This window comes from Streptomyces sp. F001 (assembly GCF_004187715.1).
Taxonomy (GTDB): domain Bacteria; phylum Actinomycetota; class Actinomycetes; order Streptomycetales; family Streptomycetaceae; genus Streptomyces; species Streptomyces flavusporus.
In genome coordinates this window covers 104,799-125,736 of record NZ_QZWF01000017.1, presented here as the reverse complement: position 1 = coordinate 125,736, position 20,938 = coordinate 104,799, and the positions used below count along the sequence as shown (strand labels likewise).

The 20,938-nt window shown below is 71.5% G+C and carries 15 protein-coding genes and 1 pseudogene; 8 read left to right on the top strand and 8 right to left on the bottom strand.

Annotated features, from left to right (window positions below; all coding sequences use genetic code 11):
- A partial coding sequence (locus StrepF001_RS35495; protein WP_240797817.1) for a DEAD/DEAH box helicase occupies nt 1–2,227 on the bottom strand: 2,227 nt, incomplete at its 3' end.
- A gap of 525 nt (nt 2,228–2,752) precedes the next feature.
- Here StrepF001_RS35495 and StrepF001_RS35490 point away from each other — a divergent pair.
- Nucleotides 2,753–3,505 carry a ferritin-like fold-containing protein gene (locus StrepF001_RS35490; RefSeq protein WP_206307034.1) on the top strand — a complete coding sequence of 251 codons (753 nt, stop codon included), beginning with the start codon at nt 2,753–2,755 and terminating at the stop codon, nt 3,503–3,505.
- Nucleotides 3,506–3,548: 43 nt separating this feature from the next.
- Here StrepF001_RS35490 and StrepF001_RS35485 read toward each other — a convergent pair whose 3' ends face one another.
- The 4 genes from StrepF001_RS35485 to StrepF001_RS35470 form a co-directional block, all read right to left on the bottom strand.
- On the bottom strand, nt 3,549–3,818 hold the full coding sequence (locus StrepF001_RS35485) for a hypothetical protein (RefSeq protein ID WP_129802278.1): 270 nt from the start codon (nt 3,816–3,818) through the stop codon (nt 3,549–3,551).
- 195 nt (nt 3,819–4,013) lie between these two features.
- Nucleotides 4,014–4,241 (bottom strand): DUF3107 domain-containing protein, encoded by a 228-nt coding sequence (locus StrepF001_RS35480; protein WP_129802277.1) that lies wholly within the window; start codon nt 4,239–4,241, stop codon nt 4,014–4,016.
- 151 nt (nt 4,242–4,392) lie between these two features.
- The gene (locus tag StrepF001_RS35475) at nt 4,393–5,037 is read right to left on the bottom strand and encodes a TetR/AcrR family transcriptional regulator (RefSeq protein WP_129802276.1); all 645 of its coding nucleotides are present in this window, start codon (nt 5,035–5,037) and stop codon (nt 4,393–4,395) included.
- Nucleotides 5,038–5,232: 195 nt separating this feature from the next.
- Entirely contained in the window at nt 5,233–5,457 is a 225-nt protein-coding gene (locus StrepF001_RS35470; RefSeq protein ID WP_129802275.1) for a hypothetical protein, read from the bottom strand.
- Between the two features lie 219 nt (nt 5,458–5,676).
- Between StrepF001_RS35470 and StrepF001_RS35465 the strand changes: the two genes are divergently transcribed.
- The 7 genes and pseudogenes from StrepF001_RS35465 to moeZ all read left to right on the top strand — a co-directional run bounded on the left by StrepF001_RS35465 (nt 5,677) and on the right by moeZ (nt 14,660).
- Entirely contained in the window at nt 5,677–6,699 is a 1,023-nt protein-coding gene (locus StrepF001_RS35465; RefSeq protein ID WP_129802274.1) for an alpha/beta hydrolase, read from the top strand.
- A 520-nt stretch (nt 6,700–7,219) separates the two neighbouring features.
- Entirely contained in the window at nt 7,220–8,287 is a 1,068-nt protein-coding gene (locus StrepF001_RS35460) for a DUF3152 domain-containing protein (RefSeq protein ID WP_240797816.1), read from the top strand.
- A gap of 207 nt (nt 8,288–8,494) precedes the next feature.
- Nucleotides 8,495–10,237: a DUF3492 domain-containing protein gene (locus StrepF001_RS35455; RefSeq protein WP_129802292.1), complete on the top strand. Its 1,743-nt coding sequence runs from the start codon at nt 8,495–8,497 to the stop codon at nt 10,235–10,237.
- Nucleotides 10,234–11,490, top strand: a complete 1,257-nt coding sequence (locus tag StrepF001_RS35450; protein WP_240797815.1) for a hypothetical protein — start codon at nt 10,234–10,236, stop codon at nt 11,488–11,490. Before StrepF001_RS35455 ends, StrepF001_RS35450 begins: the two co-directional genes overlap by 4 nt.
- A gap of 184 nt (nt 11,491–11,674) precedes the next feature.
- Nucleotides 11,675–12,685, top strand: coding sequence for an NAD-dependent epimerase/dehydratase family protein (locus StrepF001_RS35445; RefSeq protein ID WP_129802272.1), 1,011 nt, complete (start codon nt 11,675–11,677; stop codon nt 12,683–12,685).
- A pseudogene (locus StrepF001_RS35440) lies at nt 12,673–13,418 on the top strand (spherulation-specific family 4 protein). The gene StrepF001_RS35445 and the pseudogene StrepF001_RS35440 overlap by 13 nt, the downstream one beginning before the upstream one ends.
- A 63-nt stretch (nt 13,419–13,481) precedes the next feature.
- The gene (gene moeZ, locus StrepF001_RS35435; protein ID WP_129802271.1) at nt 13,482–14,660 is read left to right on the top strand and encodes an adenylyltransferase/sulfurtransferase MoeZ; all 1,179 of its coding nucleotides are present in this window, start codon (nt 13,482–13,484) and stop codon (nt 14,658–14,660) included.
- Nucleotides 14,661–14,725: 65 nt separating this feature from the next.
- On the opposite strand, the gene StrepF001_RS35430 is transcribed toward moeZ, so the two are convergent.
- From StrepF001_RS35430 to StrepF001_RS35420, 3 genes are all read right to left on the bottom strand, one after another.
- On the bottom strand, nt 14,726–16,261 hold the full coding sequence (locus StrepF001_RS35430) for an alpha/beta hydrolase (RefSeq protein ID WP_129802270.1): 1,536 nt from the start codon (nt 16,259–16,261) through the stop codon (nt 14,726–14,728).
- 138 nt (nt 16,262–16,399) lie between these two features.
- Nucleotides 16,400–17,947, bottom strand: coding sequence for an alpha/beta fold hydrolase (locus tag StrepF001_RS35425; RefSeq protein WP_129802269.1), 1,548 nt, complete (start codon nt 17,945–17,947; stop codon nt 16,400–16,402).
- 207 nt (nt 17,948–18,154) lie between these two features.
- On the bottom strand, nt 18,155–20,893 hold the full coding sequence (locus StrepF001_RS35420; protein WP_206307033.1) for a lysylphosphatidylglycerol synthase transmembrane domain-containing protein: 2,739 nt from the start codon (nt 20,891–20,893) through the stop codon (nt 18,155–18,157).
- Between the last annotated feature and the right edge of the window lie 45 nt (nt 20,894–20,938).

Below are 20,938 nucleotides of genomic sequence, written 5' to 3'. Positions count from 1 at the left end.
TGCCTTCGGCGGTGTCGACGGCAGCCTCGGCGGTCGCCGTGGCCTTGCGGGTGCGCTTGGGCTTGGCGTCGGCGTCGTCCGTGGTGGTGGTCGCCTTGCGGGTGCGCTTCGGCTTGGCCTCCGTGCCTTCGGCGGTGTCGACGGCAGCCTCGGCGGTCGCCGTGGCCTTGCGGGTGCGCTTGGGCTTGGCGTCGGCGTCGTCCGTGGTGGTGGTCGCCTTGCGGGTGCGCTTCGGCTTGGCCTCCGTGCCTTCGGCGGTGTCGACGGCAGCCTCGGCGGTCGCCGTGGCCTTGCGGGTGCGCTTGGGCTTGGCGTCGGCGTCGTCCGTGGTGGTGGTCGCCTTGCGGGTGCGCTTCGGCTTGGCCTCCGTGCCTTCGGCGGTGTCGACGGCAGCCTCGGCGGTCGCCGTGGCCTTGCGGGTGCGGCGCGGCTTGGACTCCGCCTCCGGTGCCGGTGCGGTCTCGGCGGTCTGAGCGGGCTCGGCCGTCTTGCGCGTACGGCGGCGGGGCTTGGCCTCTGTGCCTTCGGCGGTGTCGACCGCTGCCTCGGCGGTTGCCGTGGCCTTGCGGGTGCGGCGGCGCGGCTGGGGCTCCTGCGTCTCCGGGGCGGTCGCGGGGGTCGCCTCGGCCGTGTCGGCCGCTGCCTCGGCGGGAGCGGCCTCGACCGACTTGCGGGTGCGGCGGCGGCGCGGCTTCTCCAGCGTCTCGGGGGCGCCCATGGTGGCCGGGCCCTCGGCCGTCGCCACGGCGGTCTCCGCGGCTTCGGGTGCCGTGGGCTCGGCCGCTGCTATGGCCGTCGCCTCTGCCGGGGCGCCGCTACGGGTGCGGCGCCGACGGCGCAGGGTGCGCGGCGCGGCGGCCTCCTCGGCGGGGGTGTCCGTCTCCGGCGTGACCCCGGTGGTCTCGGTGGCGTCCATCGGGGTCCCGCCGCGCGTACGGCGGCGGCGGCGCGGCGTACGGGAGGGACGCTCGCGGTCGGCGGAACGGGACTCGTCCCGGCCACCCCGGCCACCGCGACCGCGCGGACCGCGGCCGCCCGGCTCGCCCAGGTCCTCCAGCTCCTCCGCGTCGAGCCCGGCGCGCGTACGCTCCGAGCGCGGCAGGACACCCTTGGTGCCCTCGGGAATGCTGAGCTCGGCGAACAGGTGCGGGGACGTCGAGTACGTCTCCGGCGGGTCGTTGAAGTCCAGCTCCAGCGCCTTGTTGATCAGCTGCCAGCGCGGGATGTCGTCCCAGTCGACCAGCGTGATCGCCGTACCGGACGCGCCCGCGCGGCCCGTACGGCCGATGCGGTGCAGGTACGTCTTCTCGTCCTCGGGGGACTGGTAGTTGATGACGTGCGTCACGCCCTCGACGTCGATGCCGCGGGCGGCGACGTCGGTGCAGACGAGGACGTCGACCTTGCCGTTGCGGAAGGCGCGCAGCGCCTGCTCGCGGGCACCCTGGCCGAGGTCGCCGTGGACCGCGCCGGAGGCGAAGCCGCGCTGCTTGAGCTGGTCGGCGAGGTCGGCCGCGGTGCGCTTGGTGCGGCAGAAGACCATGGCCAGTCCGCGGCCGTCGGCCTGGAGTATGCGGGCGACCATCTCGGGCTTGTCCATGTTGTGCGCGCGGTAGACGTGCTGCGAGATGTTCGCGACCGTCACACCCTCGTCGTCCGGCGCGGTGGCGCGGATGTGCGTGGGCTGCGACATGTAGCGACGGGCCAGGCCGATCACCGCGCCGGGCATCGTCGCCGAGAACAGCATCGTCTGGCGGCGCGCCGGAAGCATGTTGATGATCTTCTCGACGTCGGGCAGGAAGCCCAGGTCGAGCATCTCGTCGGCCTCGTCGAGGACCAGGCACTTGACGTGGTTCAGGTTGAGCTTCTTCTGGCCGGCCAGGTCCAGCAGTCGGCCCGGGGTGCCGACGACCACGTCGACGCCCTTCTTCAGGGCCTCGACCTGCGGTTCGTACGCCCGGCCGCCGTAGATCGCGGTGACGCGCACATTGCGCACCTTGCCCGCGGTCAGCAGGTCGTTGGTGACCTGCGTGCACAGCTCGCGCGTGGGGACGACGACCAGGGCCTGGGGGGCGTCGGTGAGCGCCTCGGGCTTGGCCCGGCCGGCCTCGACGTCGACAGGAACGGTGACGCGCTCGAGGAGCGGAAGGCCGAAGCCCAGCGTCTTTCCGGTGCCGGTCTTGGCCTGGCCGATGACATCCGTGCCGGAGAGGGCGACGGGGAGGGTCATCTCCTGGATGGGGAACGGGGTGACGATGCCGACGGCTTCCAGGGCCTCGGCGGTCTCGGGGAGGATCCCGAGCTCTCGGAACGTCGTAGTCAGGGTGCTGCCTCTTCTGTGTGTGCGGTGCGAGGCGAGCGCGGGGGTCGTGTCTGACCGTGCCGGGGACGTCGGCTGCCGCGGGGGGCGAGCCGTAGGACACGGGACCTCTGCCAACGCTCAAGAGCCTGCGTACCGCTGAGGGCCCCTCCGATCGTCGTACGCACACTTGCGTACGGTCAGGGAGGGCTGTCGGGTCGGAGCCGATCGGGCCACCGACCGGGCATCCTCATACGTGCGGCCTGTCGAGGTACGACAAATTGGGCGTCGTACCAGCAGGCGCATTACCACCATACCCCGGATTCGCGCACATGCGATGGCCGATTCGGTCACGTAGCCGTCGTCACACCCGTGGACGCAGTCCTTCGCGTCGTCGTGGTCACACTGATTGACCAGGGACTTCCGCCGCGCGGCAAGCGAGCTATTGTGCGCTTCATGACGACCTCTGACAAGCCTGACAACGCCGCCGAGACCCCCGAAGCCGCCGAACACACCGGGGTCGCCGCCCAGGACTGGGCGACCGCCTCCGCCGATCCGCAGTACCGGGCCGCGGTCGTGGACCTGCTCGGTGCGCTCGCCTACGGGGAACTCGCGGCGTTCGAGCGGCTCGCGGAGGACGCCAAGCTGGCGCCGACGCTGGAGGACAAGGCGGAGCTGGCGAAGATGGCGTCGGCCGAGTTCCACCACTTCGAGCGGCTGCGCGACCGGCTCACGGAGATCGGCGAGGAGCCGACGGCGGCCATGGAGCCGTTCGTCGCCGCGCTGGACGGCTTCCACAGGCAGACCGCGCCCTCGGACTGGCTGGAGGGGCTTGTCAAGGCCTACGTCGGCGACTCGATCGCCAGCGACTTCTACCGCGAGGTCGCCGTACGGCTGGACTCCGACACCCGCTCCCTGGTGCTGGCCGTGCTCGACGACACCGGGCACGCCGGCTTCGCCGTCGACCGGGTGCGCGCGGCCATCGACGCCGACCCGCGGGTGGGCGGGCGGCTCGCGCTGTGGGCGCGCCGGCTCATGGGCGAGGCCCTGTCGCAGTCCCAGCGGGTGGTCGCGGAGCGGGACGCGCTGTCCACGATGCTCGTGGGCGGTGTCGCCGACGGCTTCGACCTCGCCGAGGTCGGCAGGATGTTCTCCCGCATCACCGAGGCACACACCAAGCGGATGGCGGCCTTGGGCCTGGCTGCCTAGGGCCTGTTGCGAGGTCACCCGCGACCGCGGCCTCGGCGGCGGCTCAGGCCGTCGCCGAGCGTCGGCGGAGTCTTCCCGCCGGGCGCAGCAGCAGCGACAGGGAGGCGACGGAGAGGACCGCCGCGCCGACCAGGATCGGCAGGAAACCGCCGGTCTCCAGTGCGCTGTGGGTGACGAAGGCGCCGAAGAGGGCTCCGGCGACGCCGGTCGACAGGACGAGCGGGCGGGCGGGAAGGCGATGCGGCAGGCGCACGGCGTAGACCCATGCGAGGGCCAGGCCGAGGATCGCGGAGCTGAGCGCTTCCAGGAGCATGTCAGGGTCCTCCCACACGGCCGGCCTGCCCGAAACGGTCGTAGCCCGTCTTACCCCTGACCTGCGGAATCCAATCCACCCCTGTGAGCGAGATGTGCTCCGTTTGTGGAGGCGAACGGAGAGCGGAAACGACCGGGCCCGGCGGCTTCTGCAAGCCGCCGGGCCCGGTCGTTCGCGTCTGTCCGCAGCGTCCGCCTACAGGGCGCCGAAGCCCACCTTGCGCGGGGCCGGCTCGCCGAGCTCGACGTAGGCGAGACGGTCGGCCGGGACCAGGACCTTGCGGCCGTGCTCGTCCACGAGGCTGAGCAGCTGTGACTTCCCGGCCAGCGCCTCGGCCACCACGCGCTCGACCTCCTCGGAACTCTGACCGCTCTCCAGAACGATCTCGCGCGGCGCGTGCTGAACGCCGATCTTGACCTCCACGGCTATGTCCCTCCGAACGGTCAGTGAAGTGCGCGGGCGTCCGCGCCGTACCAGCACACATTAGCCCGGCGAGGGGACGCGCACCCTCCGCGCAAAGAACGCCAGGAGCGAACAGCGCACGGGAACAAAACGTCCCGCCCTCCGGCCGGCCTCAGTGCTGCTGCTCGTTGCCGTGCAGCGGGAAGCCCGCGATACCACGCCAGGCCAGCGAGGCCAGCAGCTGGACCGCCTGGTCGCGCGGGACGCTGCGGTCGCTGTGCAGCCAGGAACGGGCCACCACCTGGGCGAGGCCGCCGAGGCCGGAGGCGAGCAGCATCGACTCGGCGCGCGACAGCCCGGTGTCCTCGGCGATCACGTCGCAGATGGCCTCGGCGCACTCGTTCGTGACCTTGTCGACACGCTCGCGCACGGCGGGCTCGTTCGTCAGGTCCGACTCGAAGACGAGGCGGAAGGCGCCGCCGTCGTCCTCGACGTACGCGAAGTACGCGTCCATCGTGGCTCGTACGCGCTGCTTGTTGTCGGTCGTCGACGCGAGCGCGCTCCGTACGGACTTGATCAGAGACTCGCAGTGCTGGTCCAGCAGGGCCAGGTAGAGGTCGAGCTTGCCCGGGAAGTGCTGGTAGAGCACCGGCTTGCTGACGCCCGCGCGCTCGGCGATGTCGTCCATCGCGGCCGCGTGGTAGCCCTGGGCCACGAAGACTTCCTGGGCGGCGCCCAGAAGTTGGTTCCGACGGGCACGGCGCGGCAGGCGCGTACCTCGCGGGCGTGCCGCCTCTGTCTGCTCGATGGCTGTCACGCCGCCTCCCAAAATCGTCCACATGCGGTGTGCGCCGCGCGGCCATCGTACTTTTCGGTAACCGTGACGTGCGCGCTGAGAGCGCAGAATTTCACGGACCGGACGGCTACGAAAGCCGCATAGAAGGTTTCGAACGGGTGCAGAGCGGGCAAAAGTGCGCCTCGTTCCTCCTCAACTACTGGGTGTCCGCACGGGTCACCGGTAGTCGTCCTCGTCGAGGGAGACGACCCGGGCCTGCTCCACGAGGTCGGCCTCGTTGGCCCGGGCGGGATCGACGCCGGTCAGCGGGTCGTCACGGTCCGGGGTGACGTCCGCATGCTGCTCGGCCGCGTCGACATCGGGGGCCTCGACGTCGTACTCCAGGACTTCCTCGGTGTCCTCGTTCTCGAAGGTCTCGGGATCGGTCGGGTCAATGGCCATGGTGGGCTCCCTTTCTACGAACGTCCCTGGAAGAAGCAGGGGCCACACGCGGGTGCCCTCCCTACGAGCCTAGGAGACACCCGATCCGGACGCTATGCGATCCGCGTCCGGAACGTCACGCGCTGCGCATCCGCCGGTCTGTGCAGATACGGTGCCGTCCTGCGTGTCTGTGACGGCGAACACATGAACCACGACGTGATCACCTCGTAACATTGCCGCATGTCTTCGACCGAGCTGCCGTATGTGCCCAGCGCCAACGTGCTCCCGAAGGTGGCGCCCGTCAGGGTCGCGGAGGGCGAGCGGCTGCGGTCGGTCCAACTGCCCGGCATCACGCTCACGGTGCGTTCGCGGCCTCCCGCGCGCGAGGGGCTGCCTCCCGCGCTCTACGTGCACGGCCTCGGCGGTTCCTCGCAGAACTGGTCGGCGATGATGGAACTGCTCGACGCGGACGTCGACTGCGAGGCCGTCGACCTGCCGGGCTTCGGCGACTCACCACCACCGGACAACGGCGACTACTCGGTCACCGGGCACGCGCGCGCGGTCATCCGTTACCTGGACGCCTCCGGTCGTGGTCCGGTCCACCTCTTCGGCAACTCACTCGGCGGCGCGGTCGCCACCCGCGTCGCCGCTGTGCGGCCCGATCTCGTCCGGACGCTCACGCTGGTGTCGCCCGCGCTGCCGGAGATCCGGATCCAGCGCAAGGCCGTACCGACCGCGCTGCTGGGGGTGCCGGGCGTGGTCCCGCTCCTTGCCCGGTTGACCACCGGCTGGACGGCGGAACAGCAGGTCCGCGGCGTGGTGACGCTCTGCTACGGCGACCCCGGGCGAGTGTCGAACGAGGGCTTTCGCAACGCCGTGGAGGAGATGGAGCGGCGCCTGCAACTGCCGTACTTCTGGGACGCGATGGCGCGCTCCGCGCGCGGGATCGTCAACGCGTACACCCTGGGCGGCCAGCACGGGCTGTGGCGCCAGGCCGAACGCGTCCTCGCCCCCACACTCCTCGTCTACGGCGGCCGGGACCAGCTCGTCCGCTTCCGTGTGGCCCAGAAGGCCGCCCGCACCTTCCGCGACTCCCGGCTTCTGACCCTCCCGGACGCCGGGCACGTGGCGATGATGGAGTACCCGGAGACGGTGGCGAAGGCGTTCCGTGAGCTCCTCGTGGAGGTGGGATCCGACGGCGCGCCCCCAGGGGCGTCCCGGGCGTCCGCCGATGGGGCCGAGTCCGCGAGTACGGGGAGCTGAGGCGCGAGGTGGGACGCCACAGTCGCCGCGGCCCGGCACCCAAGGGTGCGGCCGCGGACAAAGGGGCTCGCCGGCCGGCACCGGGGCCCTCGGGGGGACGGCAGACGCCGATGCCCGACGGCACGCCCGCGCGTGCGGTTCCGCGGCTGCCCGACGGTACGCCGGCGGGTGGGGTTCCGCGGATGGCGGACGGCTCGGCGGGGTATGCGGTGCCGCGTTATGCCGAGGGCACGTTGGCGCATGGTGTGCCTCGTCTGCCGGACGGTACGCCGGTGCTTGGTGTGCCTCGGTTGCCGGACGGTACGCCGGTGCATGGGTTTCCCCGCCTGCCGGACGGTACGCCGGTGCATGGTGTGCCTCGGTTGCCCGACGGTACGCCGGCGCATGGGTTTCCCTGTCTGCCGGACGGCACCCCCGCCCACGGCACGCCCCGTTTCCCCGACGGCACGCCCGCTCACGGCATCCCCAGGTCCGTGGCGGCCACCCCGAGCAGCGTGAAGGGGGCGGTGGCTGGGGTGAGTTGAGGGGTGGGCCCGGTGGCGGGCAGGGAGTCGCCGTCGGACCGGGCGTTCCGCGGCAGCGGGACCTGCCCCCGGGCCCGCGTCAGGAGTACGTCGACGTCTTCGACGAGGACGACGACGTCTTCACGCGCCGTACGCCCGCCTCCTCCGCACCCGCCGAGGACCCGTACGCGTCCGTCACCAGTTGGGACACCGACACCCGGACCGGCACCGGCATCGAGGACGACGCGCCGCCGACCGGCGAGCCCGTCCCGGCCAAGGGCGCCAAGGGCCGCACGTTCACCGGGATCGCGGCCGCCGCCGTGACCACCGTGCTGGCCGTGATCGTCGCCGGTCAGGTCACGGACGCGGGCGACGACACCGGCGTACAGTCGCAGTCCGCCGCCGACCAGGGCCGGGACGCCCGGGACTCCGCGTCGCGCGGGGACGGGCGGCCGACGCCCTCCGATTCGCCGAGCGCGGTGCCGCTGACGTACGAACAGAAGATGGGCAGGACGTACGAGCTGAGCGCGACGCTCGACGGCTCGGGGGAGTTCGACGCGATCGCCGGGATCGACAAGGCGCCGGGCGCGGGGCAGAAGTACACGTACCGCGTGGACGTGGAGCAGGGCCTCGGTCTCGACGGCGAACTCTTCGCGCAAGCCGTGCAGAAGACGCTCAACGACGACCGCAGCTGGGCCCACAACGGCGGCCGTACCTTCGAACGGATCCACTCCGGCAAACCCGACTTCGTGATCACCCTCGCCAGCCCCGGCACCACCGCCGACTGGTGCGCCAGGTCAGGCCTGGACACCACGGTCGACAACGTCTCCTGCGACTCGGCCGCCACCGAGCGCGTGATGATCAACGCCTATCGCTGGGCGCAGGGTTCGGAGACGTACGGCGACGAGATCCACGCCTACCGGCAGATGCTGATCAACCACGAGATCGGCCACCGTCTCGGCTACCGCCACGTCACCTGTGACAAGGACGGCGACCTTGCCCCTGTCATGCAGCAGCAGACGAAATTCCTTGATCATGAGGGGATCAGTTGCAAGGCCAATCCGTGGCCGTACCCAGGCAGTTGAGCACACCTCGCGGAACGTGGCCCTCCGTGCCCGCGTGATCTCCTAGCGCGACGAAACGCGCCCTGTGCGGGAAAGTTACGACCGTTCACCCCTTTTGGTGGCGCGATGGACAACCGTCCGTCGCGCCACCGGCTTGTCCGCATACGTTCGTCCCGCTGCGAGTCGCCGGACAACGGTGGCTCCCCATACGGGAGATCGGGGGTGCACATGCGCATCGGACTGCTTACGGAGGGTGGCTATCCGTATGTGGGCGGTGACGCCAGGCTCTGGTGCGACCGGCTCGTGCGCGGGCTCGTACAGCACGAGTTCGACGTCTACGCGCTCAGCCGCAGCGAGCGGCAGGAGGACGAGGGCTGGATCCCGCTGCCGTCGCAGGTCGTCCGGGTGCGAACGGCACCGCTGTGGACTGCCGAGGAGGACCGGGCGGTGGTGGGCGACGGGCGGGCGTACGGACGCCGCGCTCGTCGGCGGTTCGCCGAGTGCTACGGGGAGCTGGCGGGCGTCCTGTGCGCGGGGGCCTCGGGGGAGGCGTCGGCGGATGCGCCCGCCGCTGAGGCGGACCGTTTCGCCAACGCCCTGTACGGGCTTGCCGAACTCGCCCGCGAGGAGGGCGGCCTGGTGGGGGCGCTGCGCTCCGAAGCGGCCGTACGCGTCCTGGAACGCGCCTGTCGCGCGCCGGGAGCGCCGCGCACGGCGCACGAGGCGCGGGTGCCCGATCTGCTCGCCGTCGCCGCGCACCTGGAACGCGCCCTGCGCCCCCTCTCGCTCGACTGGTACGAGGACGACGGGCTCGGCTCCGTCGACCTGTGCCACGCGGCGTCCGGCGGCGCGGCGGCCCTGACCGGGCTGCTGGCCCGTCACTTCTTCGGTGTACCTCTGCTGGTGACCGAGTACGGGGTGCAGTTGCGCTCGCACTATCTGGCCGCCGCCACGGAGTCCTCGCCCGCCGTACGGTCCCTGCTCGCCGCCTTCCATGGGCGGCTCGCCGCCGAGATCTACCGGCAGGCCGACTGCATCACGCCCGGCAACGCACACGCCCGCCGCTGGCAGGAACGCTGCGGCGCCGACCGTACGAAGCTGCGCACCGTGTACCCCGGCATGGACGCCGGGCCCTTCGCGGAGGTGGGGGAGTCGCCGGAGCTCGCGGAGCCGGACACGCTGGTCTGGGTCGGCCGCGTGGAACCGACCAAGGACCTGGTCTCCCTGCTGCACGCCTTCGCGGAGGTCCGGGAGCTCCGCAAGGGTGAGCCGGGCACGCCCCGGACCCGGCTGCGGATCGTCGGCGCGCCTGCCGGCGCCGAGGGCGCGGACTACCTGACCCACTGCAGGGTCCTCGCCGCACAGCTCTTTCCCGACGAGGCGGAGGGCCCGCACGCCGTCGGCGACAACCCCGTCTCCTTCGAGGAGATCGGCGGCCCGGAAGCCCCGACCCTCGCCGACGCCTACGCCTCCGGCGCGGTGATCGTCCTGTCCAGTGTCGTGGAGGGCTTCCCGATCGGCCTCGTCGAGGCCATGCTCTGCGGCCGGGCGACGGTGTCGACGGATGTCGGTGCGGTGGTCGAGGTCATCGGCGGGACGGGGCTCGTGGTCCCCCCGCGCAACCCACGGGCGCTCGCCGAGGCGTGCGTGGCGCTGCTGCGCGACCCCGAGCGCCGTGAGCGCCTGGGCGCCGCCGCGCGCGCCCGAGCGCTCGAACTGTTCACCGTCGAGCAGAACGTCGCGGCGTTCCACGGTATCTACCTGGAGATCGTCTCGCGCTGCCCCGTCCCCCGCGTCGTCCTCGACGACTCCGGCGAGCCCCAGCCCTTCGCCGTCCCCGCAGAGGCCCGCGTCCCCGGCCGCTGGACCGACGCCGCAACGCGCGTCGTGGCACGCGGTGGTCCCAGCTGGGCGGCCGGCCCCCCGGTACGCCCCCCACTCTCCGTGCCCGCCACGGGAGCAGCCCGATGAACGACCTGGAGAACCTCGACCGCCCCCGCACCCCGGCCGGCGACGGAATCGAGGCGCGGCAGAAGGCTCGCGTCGGTGAGGCGCACGGTGGCGCAGCCGGGGGTGAGGCTGCCGCCGCCCCCGGGCGGGACGCCGTCGGCACTTTCGGCGCCCACCGTGGCGCCGCCGATCCCGTGAAGGTCCTGATGCGCCGTCACCGTGAGCTCTGCGAACGGGCCGTGGACCCCCTGGAGATCGCGGCCGGCCTGGAGGCGCACGGTCTCACCGACCGCACCGCCGCACGCTTCCGCCACCGGGACGTCTTCTCCCTGGCAGAGGAGATGTACGCCCGTGTCCCGCGCGACGGAGACCCATCTCGGCGCCCCACACCGACCGCAGATACCCGGCCGCGCGCGGACTGGATCGTCCGCACCCTGCTGCCCGGCACGCTCTGCGCCGCGACCCTGGCAGGCCTGCACCTCACCCACGGCCGGGCACGCCTCGTGCTGGCCGCCGTCGGCACCCTGGCCGTGGCCCTGGCCCTGCGCGCGGCTTTGTCCCGCGGCCCCCTGGGCACGAACCGCGCTCGGCCGGGCCCACACCCGGCACCCGGCGCCCGGCCATGGATCTGCTGGCTCGTCGCCTACGCCGTCCTCGGCGACGGACTTCTGCAGGACGCCGCCTCGGGAGGCCCCGACGGCCTTCCGACCGGCGCCGCGGACAGCTCCTGGCCCCTCACGATCACCCCTCTCCTGGCCCTCACCCTGGCCTGCGCCCCCGCGGCCTGGAGCGCCCATCTCTTTGCCGCACGGGCGCGCCACAAACTGACGGCCAGCCGCGGACTCGAGGAGTTCGCCGCCTCCGTACGCCCTCTGCTGCTCGGCACGTTCACCCTGTTCCTGGCCGCCCTGACCGGCCTCCTCGCCCTCAGCGCCGCCACCGTGGACGACCCCGCAGCCCCCTCCCAGACCCTCACCCTCGGCGCCCTCCTCTTCCTCGCCCGGCTCCTCACCATCCACGGTTTCACCCACGCCCCGGCCGTGCTCCTCACCGCGGCGGCCACGGCAGAGGCCACCGCCCTGGCCACGCTCTTCGCCGGCCGCCTCCCGCACTGCGACGTCCTTGGCATCCCGACGCAGACCCTCCTGGACACCTGGGGCCCCGGCAGCATCCCGACCCTCGCCTGTGGAGCAGCGGCCCTCGCCCTTCTGTTGCACGCCTTCCGCAGACTGACCCGCGCTTCGGCGCACGGACGAACGGACGGCCCGTGGTGACCCCGGCAGGCGCCGCAGCCGCGCCCACCGCAGGCGGCCTCCCGCCGATGCCGCACGACAGACCCGCTTCACCCCTCGCCGCAGGCGCCCGGCCCGGACGTCGGAGGCAACCGCACCACCCCTTCGAAGGAGAACACCGCATGAGTACCTCCCGATCCGCCAACCTGGCCCCGGGAGCCGTCCGATGAGAGTTCTGCTGATCGGAGCCAATGGCTACCTGGGCCGCTTCGTCGCCGACCGTCTGCTCGCCGACCCGGCCGTCCAACTCACCGCACTCGGTCGCGGCGACGACGCCGACGTCCGATTCGACCTCGCGTCCGGCAGCCCCGGCGCACTCACCCGCTTCCTCGACGCCGTCCACCCCGGCGTCGTCGTCAACTGCGCCGGCGCGACCAGAGGCGGTGCCCGCGAACTCACCCGCCACAACACCGTCGCCGTCGCCACCGTCTGCGAGGCCCTGCGCCGCAGCGGCTGTGGCGCCCGCCTCGTCCAGATCGGCTGCGCAGCCGAGTACGGGCCCAGCCAGCACGGTTCCTCCACGGCGGAGGATGCGGTACCGCGGCCCGGTGGACCCTACGGAGTCAGCAAACTCGCCGCCACCGAGCTGGTCCTCGGCTCCGGCCTGGACGCGGTCGTCCTCCGCGTGTTCTCCCCGACAGGCCCCGGTACTCCCGCCGGTTCCCCGCTCGGCCGCCTCGCCGAGGCCATGCGGCGCGCCATGCAGACCGGCGACGGCGAGCTCAAGCTCGGCGGCCTCGGCGCCCAGCGCGACTTCGTCGACGTCCGCGATGTGGCTCGCGCCGTCCACGCGGCCTCCCTCTCCGCCGCGCAGGGCGTCATCAACATCGGCTCCGGCCGCGCGGTCCGGCTGCGCGACGCCGCCGCGATCCTCGCCCGGGTGGCCGGCTACGGCGGCGCCCTGCACGAACTCGACGGCCCACCCGGCCCGCTGAGGCCGTCCATCGGCCACCCCAGAGAACCGCTCGGCCACCCCCGCCACGAACCCCTGGGCCACCGCAGCGACTCCGACCACACGGCTCACTCGGCCCCCGTCGCGTACCCCTATCCGGACGGCTGCGGCAGCTGGCAGCAGGCCGACGTACGCACCGCCCGCGACCGGCTCGGGTGGCGCCCCCGGATCAACCTCGAGGAGTCCCTCGCCGACATCTGGATGGAGGCGGCATGCCGTATCTGACCAGTACCAAAGCGGCCACGGCGGGCACTGATGTCCGCACCGGCTTAGGCATCCCCGGCTATGCGCACCCCCTTCTCGCCCCCACCGAGTGGGGCGAACTCACGCGCCCCGGCCCTTGCACTGGGTCGTCCTCAACGTCGCCGACGGCCCCGGCGCCCGTCCCGACCCCCACTGCCTGGAGGCGGCCGGCCGCCTCCGCAATGCGGGGGTCCGCGTGCTGGGTCACCTCGACACGATGTACGGCGCCCGCGGCTTCGCCGAGGCGATCTCGGACGCCCGCCGGTATCTGGACTGGTACCAGGTCGACGGCTTCCTCCTGGGCCGCTGCCCGGCCGAACGCGTCGGCCTCCCCGAGATCCGCCGCACGGTCACCACCCTGCGCGCGCTGCGTGACGATGCACACATCGTCCTCGGCCACGGCACCCACCCGTATCCCGGCTACGCCGAGAACGCCGACCAGCTCGTCACGTTCTCGGGTCCCTGGAGCGGCTACCGCTGGTCGCAGGCGGCTGAGTGGACCGCCGACTATCCGCCCGAGCGGTTCTGCCACTTCGTGCATGGAGTACCCCGCGGCCACCTCGACGAGGCGCTGCGCATCGCACGCTGGCAGGGCGCCGCGACGATCTACTTCACCGACCGCACGGACCGCGGCGGCCGCATGGACCCCTGGGAGGGCATGCCCGGCTACTGGGACGAAATCGTCTCGCGGATCGGAACGGGTGTCTCGGAATGAAAAAGGCCGTGGCAGTGTTACGGGGAGAACAATTGTAGTGATTGACCGACCAACGGAGTCCCCGTGTCGCTGCCACCCCTGGTCGAGCCGGCTTCCGAGCTCACCGTAGACGAGGTTCGCAGGTACTCCCGCCACCTGATCATCCCCGACGTCGGGATGGACGGGCAGAAGCGGCTGAAGAACGCCAAGGTGCTGTGTGTGGGCGCCGGCGGCCTGGGCTCGCCGGCCCTCATGTACCTGGCCGCGGCGGGCGTCGGCACCCTCGGCATCGTGGAGTTCGACGAGGTCGACGAGTCGAACCTGCAGCGCCAGATCATCCACAGCCAGGCGGACATCGGCCGCTCCAAGGCGGAGTCGGCCCGCGACAGCGTGCTCGGCATCAACCCGTACGTGAACGTGATCCTTCACGAGGAGCGGCTCGAGGCCGACAACGTGATGGACATCTTCAGCCAGTACGACCTGATCGTCGACGGCACCGACAACTTCGCGACCCGCTACCTCGTCAATGACGCGTGCGTGCTGCTGAACAAGCCGTACGTGTGGGGTTCGATCTACCGCTTCGACGGCCAGGCCTCGGTGTTCTGGTCCGAGCACGGCCCCTGCTACCGCTGCCTCTACCCGGAGCCCCCGCCCCCCGGCATGGTTCCCTCCTGCGCCGAGGGCGGCGTCCTGGGCGTGCTGTGCGCGTCGATCGGTTCCATCCAGGTCACCGAGGCCATCAAGGTCCTCACCGGCACGGGTGAGCCGCTGGTCGGCCGCCTGATGATCTACGACGCCCTGGAGATGCAGTACCGCCAGGTCAAGGTCCGCAAGGACCCGAACTGCGCGGTCTGCGGCGAGAACCCGACCGTCACCGAGCTCATCGACTACGAGGCCTTCTGCGGCGTCGTTTCCGAGGAGGCCCAGGCGGCGGCCGCCGACTCGACGATCACTCCCAAGCAGCTCAAGGAGTGGATCGACGACGGCGAGAACATCGACATCATCGACGTCCGTGAGATCAACGAGTACGAGATCGTCTCGATCCCGGGCGCCAGGCTCATCCCGAAGAACGAGTTCCTCATGGGCACCGCCCTGGAGAGCCTCCCGCAGGACAAGAAGATCGTCCTGCATTGCAAGACGGGTGTCCGCAGTGCGGAAGTCCTCGCGGTCCTGAAGTCCGCGGGCTTCTCCGACGCCGTCCACGTCGGCGGCGGCGTCATCGGCTGGGTCAACCAGATCGAGCCGCACAAGCCGGTCTACTGACCCGGCCCTGCTTCCCGTCCGGCGGGGGCTTCGCGCACCACGGGTGCCCGGAGCCCCCGCCGACGTCATGAGCAGACCTTGCCGTCCTTCGGTGCCGTTCCGTTCAGCACGTAGGCGTTCACCGTGGAGTCGACGCAGTCGCTCCCGCTCCCGTAGGCACCGTGCCCCTCGCCCTTCCAGGTGAGCACCACGCCGACCCCCTTGCCCAGCTCGTCCGCCATCCTGCGGGCGCCCTCGTAGGGAGTCGCCGGGTCGCCGGTGTTGCCCACCACGAGGATCGGCGCCGCACCCGGCGCGCTCACCTCCGGGCTGTCGAACTGCCCAGCCACCGGCCAGTCGTGGCACCAGCCCGCCGTGTCCCAGCCCAGGAACGTCCCGAACACCGGCGAGATCTTCTCGAACTCCGCGAGCAGCCCCTCCGCCTCGTCGGGCGTCGGCCGCTGCTTGTCGTCCAAGCACGATATGACCCGTTGTGAGTGGGTCGTCGTGGTGTAGCGGCCCGACGCGTCCCGCTCGTTGTAGGCGTCGGCGAGTGCGAGCAGCTCGGATCCGTTGCCCTGCTCGGCCGCCTCCAGGGCGCTGGTCAGAGCGGGCCAGCTGGACTTGCTGTACAGCGGGAGGATGATGCCGGTGAGCGCGAGTGCCTGGGTCAGCTTCCGATCGGTCGATGTCGGCAGCGGCTCCGCGTCGATCCGCTCCAGCAAGTCGGCGATCTTCTGCGAGCCCTGCTGTGGGTCCTGGCCCGTCGACTCGAGGTAGTCGTCGAGCGCGCGCTGGAATCCCAGGGTCTGGTTCCTGGCGTGGCCCACCGCGTCGGCGCTGGGGTCGACGACCGCGTCCAGGACCAGTCGTCCCACGTTCTTCGGGAACAGGTGGGCGTAGACGCCGCCGAGTTCGGTGCCGTACGAGATACCGAAGTAGTGCATCTTCCGGTCGCCGAGGACTTGCCGCATCAGGTCCATGTCGCGGGCGGTGTCGGTGGTGGACACATGCGACATCAGCTTCCCGGCGGACTCTTCGCAGCCCTTGCCGAAGTCAGCGGCGTCCTGGAAGTACGCCGTCTTCTCGGCCGGGGTGTCCGGGGTGGGGTCCACCGCCTCGGCGGCTTGGATCTCCTTGTCGCCGCGACAGCGGATGCCCTCGCTGCCGCCCACGCCGCGCGGGTCCCAGCTCACCAGGTCGTACCGCTCGTGGAGCACCGAGACGGTGGAGGAGTACGCCGGCAACGTCGATACGCCCGAGCCGCCGGGGCCGCCGAAGTTGAACAGGAGGGAGCCGATGCGGTCGTCACCGGTCGCCTCGGCACGGATCAGCGCCAGATCGATCGTCGTGCCCTCCGGCTTCGACCAGTCCAGGGGCACTTCGAGCGTCGCGCACTGCCAGTCGTCGCCCGGCGGAGGGGCGTCGGCGGTGGCCTTGCAGTCGCCCCAGTCGAGTTCCTGCGCGGTGAGGGACGAGGGCAGCCCGGACGTGGATTCGCCCGACGAACCGGTGGGTGAGGCGGCCGTCCCCTTTCCGTCGTCGGACGAGCCGCTGCTGCAGCCCGCCGCGAGCAGCGCGGCGGCGGCCGTCAGAGCCGTCCACCGTACGAAGCGTGCCATGAACACATCCCCCCTCCAGGGCCGCCCGCACTTCGGTCGCGAACGGCAGTCCCGCCATGGTAGGCCGACCGCGCCGCGCCCGCCGCGGCCTGTGGATAACCTTTTGACCTGCGGCTTTCCCGGGATCCGGGGCCAGGTTCAGGAGCAGACGGTCCCGGCTGCCGGCACCTTCCCGTCCAGCAGATAGGCGTTCACGGCGCCCTGCACGCATTTGTTCTTGCTGTCGTACGCACCGTGTCCCTGCCCCCGGTACGTCAGCTCCACGCCGACGCCGTTGCCCAGCGCCTGGACCATCTTCCGCGCCCCCTCGTAGGGAGTGGCCGGGTCACCGGTGTTGCCCACGACGAGGATCGGCGCCGCCCCGGACGCACTGACGTCGGGATGGTCGGCGGCGCCCTGCACCGCCCAGTCGGTGCAGCTGAGCATGCTCCAGGCCAGGAAGTCGCCGAACAGGGCGGAGGCGGCCCGGAACTCGGGCAGTTTCCGTTCCACGTACTCGGTGGTGTACCGCGGCTTGTCGTCGGCGCAGTTGATGGCGGCGTTGGCCGCGGTGAGATTGCTGTACTCGCCGTTCTGGCTGCGCCCGTTCAAGGAGTCCGACAGCCGAAGCAGGATCTGGCCGTCCCCGTCGTACGCCTGCTCGAGGCCCTCGGTGAGGTACTCCCAGAAGTCCTGCGAGTACAGCGCCTGGGCGATGCCGCTGGTCGCGGCGGTCTGGGTCAGCTCGCGGGGGAAGATGCCCGGGATCGGCTTGCTGTCCAGGTCCTTGAGCAGCTTCGCGATGCGGGCTTTGACGTCCTGGGCGCTGTTCCCGACCGGGCAGTCCTCGACCTGTGACACGCAGTGCTCGGCGAAGTTGTCGAGCGCGAGCTGGAAGCCCTCGGCCTGCCCGAGGGAGCCCTGTTCGGGGGTCTCGGTCGGATCGACGACCGCGTCGAAGACGGCCCGGCCCACGTTCTCCGGGAACAGGTGGGCGTAGACGCCGCCGAGTTCGGTGCCGTAGGAGATGCCGAAGTAGTGCAGCTTGTCGTCGCCGAGGACCTGGCGCAAGAGGTCCATGTCGCGGGCCGCGTCCGTGGTGCGCACGTGCGGCAGTATCCGCTCGGAGTTCTTCTCGCAGGCAGCGTTGAACTCCTTGACGTTGTCGACGTATTCGGTGCGCTCCGTGGCGTCGTCGGGGGTCGCGTCCTGCTGGAAGTAGACGTCGAGCTGCTGGTCGTCCTGGCACCACACCGGGGCGCTGCGGCCGACCCCGCGCGGGTCGAAGCTCACCAGGTCGTAGCGGGTGCGCAACGTCGCATAGTCCGCGCCGAACGCGGGCAGCGTGGTGACGCCCGAGCCGCCGGGGCCGCCGAAGTTGAAGATCAGTGAGCCGATGCGCCGGCTCTCCGCGCCGCTGGTCTGCGCCCGGATCAGCGCGATGTCGATGGTGTCGCCTTCTGGGTCGTCCCAGTCGAGGGGCGCCTTCATGGTCGCGCACTGCCAGTCGCCGCCGTCCGGCAGAGGCGAGGGGGCCTCGCCTCCGCCCTGGGCCTGGGCGGGCGCCGGGCAGGCCTTCCAGCTCAGCTCCTGGGCGGTGAGGTCCTCGTCCTGGGAGCCGTCGTCGCTGCATCCCGCCAGCCCCGAGGACAGCAGCACGGCGGTGGCAGTCAGAGCGGCGGCGCGCAGACGGGAAAGGTTCGGCATGCATCCATCGTGCGGTCGCGCGGGGCCGGGCGCTCGGGACGTGGGCCGAACGAGGTACGCGCGCGTGCGGATGCGTTGTGGTTCAGGTGCGTCGTTGCGGTGAGGGACGTATGCGGGTACGTCCAGTGCGATGAGGGGACCGTGCTGAGTGGGCGTTGTGGCGTACGTGCGCGTGCAGGGTCCTGCCGCGCGGACCCGCGATCTGACCTACAGCGCGCCTTTGCGTGTCAGGTGGTTGAAGGCCAGCCAGCCCGGCAGCACCGGCAGCCACAGGGTCAGCAGGCGGAACAGCAGCACGGCCGGGGCGGCGACCTCGCTGGGCAGGCCGACGGCGATCAGACCGACGGTCAGGGTCGCCTCGACGGCGCCCACACCGCCGGGTGTCGGGGCCGCGGAGCCGAGCGCGTTGCCGGCGAGGAAGACCACGGCGACGCTGGCGATGCTGAGGGACGTGGTCTCGTCGCCGAAGGCGCGGATCGACGCGTCCAGGCACATCACGAAGCACGCGGTGAGCAGCAGCATGCCGCCGATGCCGGTGACCAGCTTCTGCGGCCGCTGGAGCACGTCCAGCATGCGCGGCACGACACCGGCGAAAAGCGACCGCACGCGCGTGACGACGAATTTCCGCATGAACGGCACCGACGTCGCCACGAGCACCAGCACCGCGACCGTCAGCAGACCCGCGATGACCGTCCGGGACGGCGACAGGGACGGTGTCTTCTCGGTACCGGTCAGATAACCGAAGGCCAACAGCATGAGGATGTGACAGCCCAGCCCGAACAGCTGCGACGCGCCGACGCTGGCCACCGCCAGACCGGGCCGCACCCCCGCGCGCTGGAGGAAGCGCGTGTTGAGCGCGACACCGCCCACCGCGGCCGGCGCCACGATCTTCACGAACGACCCGGCGACCTGGGCCGCCACGGTCCGTGGGAACGGCACCCGTTCGGGCACGAACCCCAGCAGGCTCATCGCGGCGGCGACGTAGCTGAGTGCCGAGAACAACACGGCCGCGATGACCCAGCCCCACTCGGCGTTGGCCACGAGCGGCCCGAACTCGATGTGCGTGAGCTGCGTCAGCAGGAAGTACGCACCGATGGCTCCGGCGATGAAACTGATCAGCGTGCGCGGTCGCACCCGCTCCAGCCGGGCCGGCTCGACCGGTGCCTGCGGCCTGATCCGCAGCACCTCGTGCCGGATCTGGGTGAGCAGATCGTCCTCGCGCGCCTCCTCCACGGCCTCGTCCATGGCCCGCTTCTCTGCCCTGGTCTGCGCGCGTACGGCCTTCTTGTCGGGCTTTGCCGGTACGACCGCGCTGTCCTCCGCGGCCGCCCCCGCACGGGCCTGCTTGGACTGCCGCGACGCCTCCAGCACCGCCTCCCGCTCGCGCTCGGCGCGCTCCCGGGCCAGTCGCCGCAGGGTCGCGCGTGTGGAGCGGGTGAGCGCGATGGGCTGGAGCATCGGCAGGCAGTCGGCCACGGCGTCGGGGCCGAGCACCGCGACGGCGGAGGCCACTGCCCGCTCGGCGCCGACCTGCAGGGCGAGCGTCGTCATCAGTTGTGCGACGTCCATGCGCAGCAGCAGGTCCCCGGCCGCGATCTCGCCACCGCGCAGATCGGTGAGGATGACCGTGCCGGAACGATCCACCAGGATGGCGTCACCCGCGAGCCTGCGGTGTGCGATGCGCCGGGACTGCAGCGCCCGCACCTGGTGCCAGGTGCTGCGCAGCAGCTCGTCGGAGATCTCCTCCTCAGCCAGCGAGTCGAGGGTGTGGCCGCCGGTGTGCTCGTAGACGAGCATCACGGCGTCGGGGCCCAGTTCGGAGGTGGCGATCAGCTTGGGCGCGTTGGCGCCCGCCGCGATGGCCGCGTACGCCAGCAGTGCCTCCTGCTCCAGCGCCTGCCGCAGCGACTGGAGGCTGCGGCGGGTGGCGAAACCGCGCAGCGTCAGGTTGCGCCACACCCGGTAGAAGAAGCCCTGTGCCTGTTGCTCCCGGTCGACCACTGTGACGTCCAGTGGTGGCCCGGTTTCCAGGGTGACGAAATAGCGCCGGCCGCGGTCGCCGTTGTCCGCGGCATCCGGGGTCTCCTCGCGCGATGCGCTCACCGGGTGGAAGCCGACCGTCCGCAGGCCCGCCATCAGGGTCCGACCGGTGGGCCGGACGTTGGGCGAGCCGACCGCGTACAGCGTGCCGTACGCGACGGTCCAGCCGATCAACACCGTCAGGATGATCGAGAACGGTGTGGTGTAGCCGGTGACGAGCATGGAGAAGGCGTCGAGGAGCAGCACGATCCACAGCACGGCCCGCCAGCGCGGTCTGCGGGACATGCCGACGGCCGTCATGTATGCGATGACCGGGGCGAGATAGCCGTGCACCGGGTCGGTCAGGGCGTTGATGTCCCCGGGGGAGGGCTGGGTGAGCGCATCCTGGATCGAGTCGGGGGCGGCCCGGGCGACCCACAGGTCGGTGGCGAGCGTCACCCCGTGTGCGAGGACTGCCGCGAGCACGCCGTCGGCGATACGCAGTCCGTCCCGCTTGATCAGCCGTTCGATGGCGAACGCGACCGGAACCAGGAGGATCGCGATGCTGGACGCCAGTCCCGCGATCTTGATGAGCAGGTCGGGTGCCTGACCGGTGCCCTTGTTGATGTCCTGTTCGAGGCCCGAGGTGGTGCCGTGCGCGAACGCGGCGATGGCGATCAGCACAACGATGGCGAGCACGCCGACCAGGAGTCGCATCAGGTCGGAGGGGCGGTGCACGCGCGCGGGGAGCAGCGGTTCGTCGCCCTCGACCTCGTCGATCGGGGCCTCGTCGGCGCGGGCCGCGCCCTTCCCGCTCGGTGGATCGGCCTTCGTCACCGGCTTCTCGTTCGCGTCGGCGGTGTCCGGGCGCGATGACGCATCAGAGGTGCTCTCCGCGTCCTCGGGCCGCACACCCTGCTGCTTCATCGTCTCTTCTTGATCTCGTATCACCAGTCACCGCCCGCACGATGG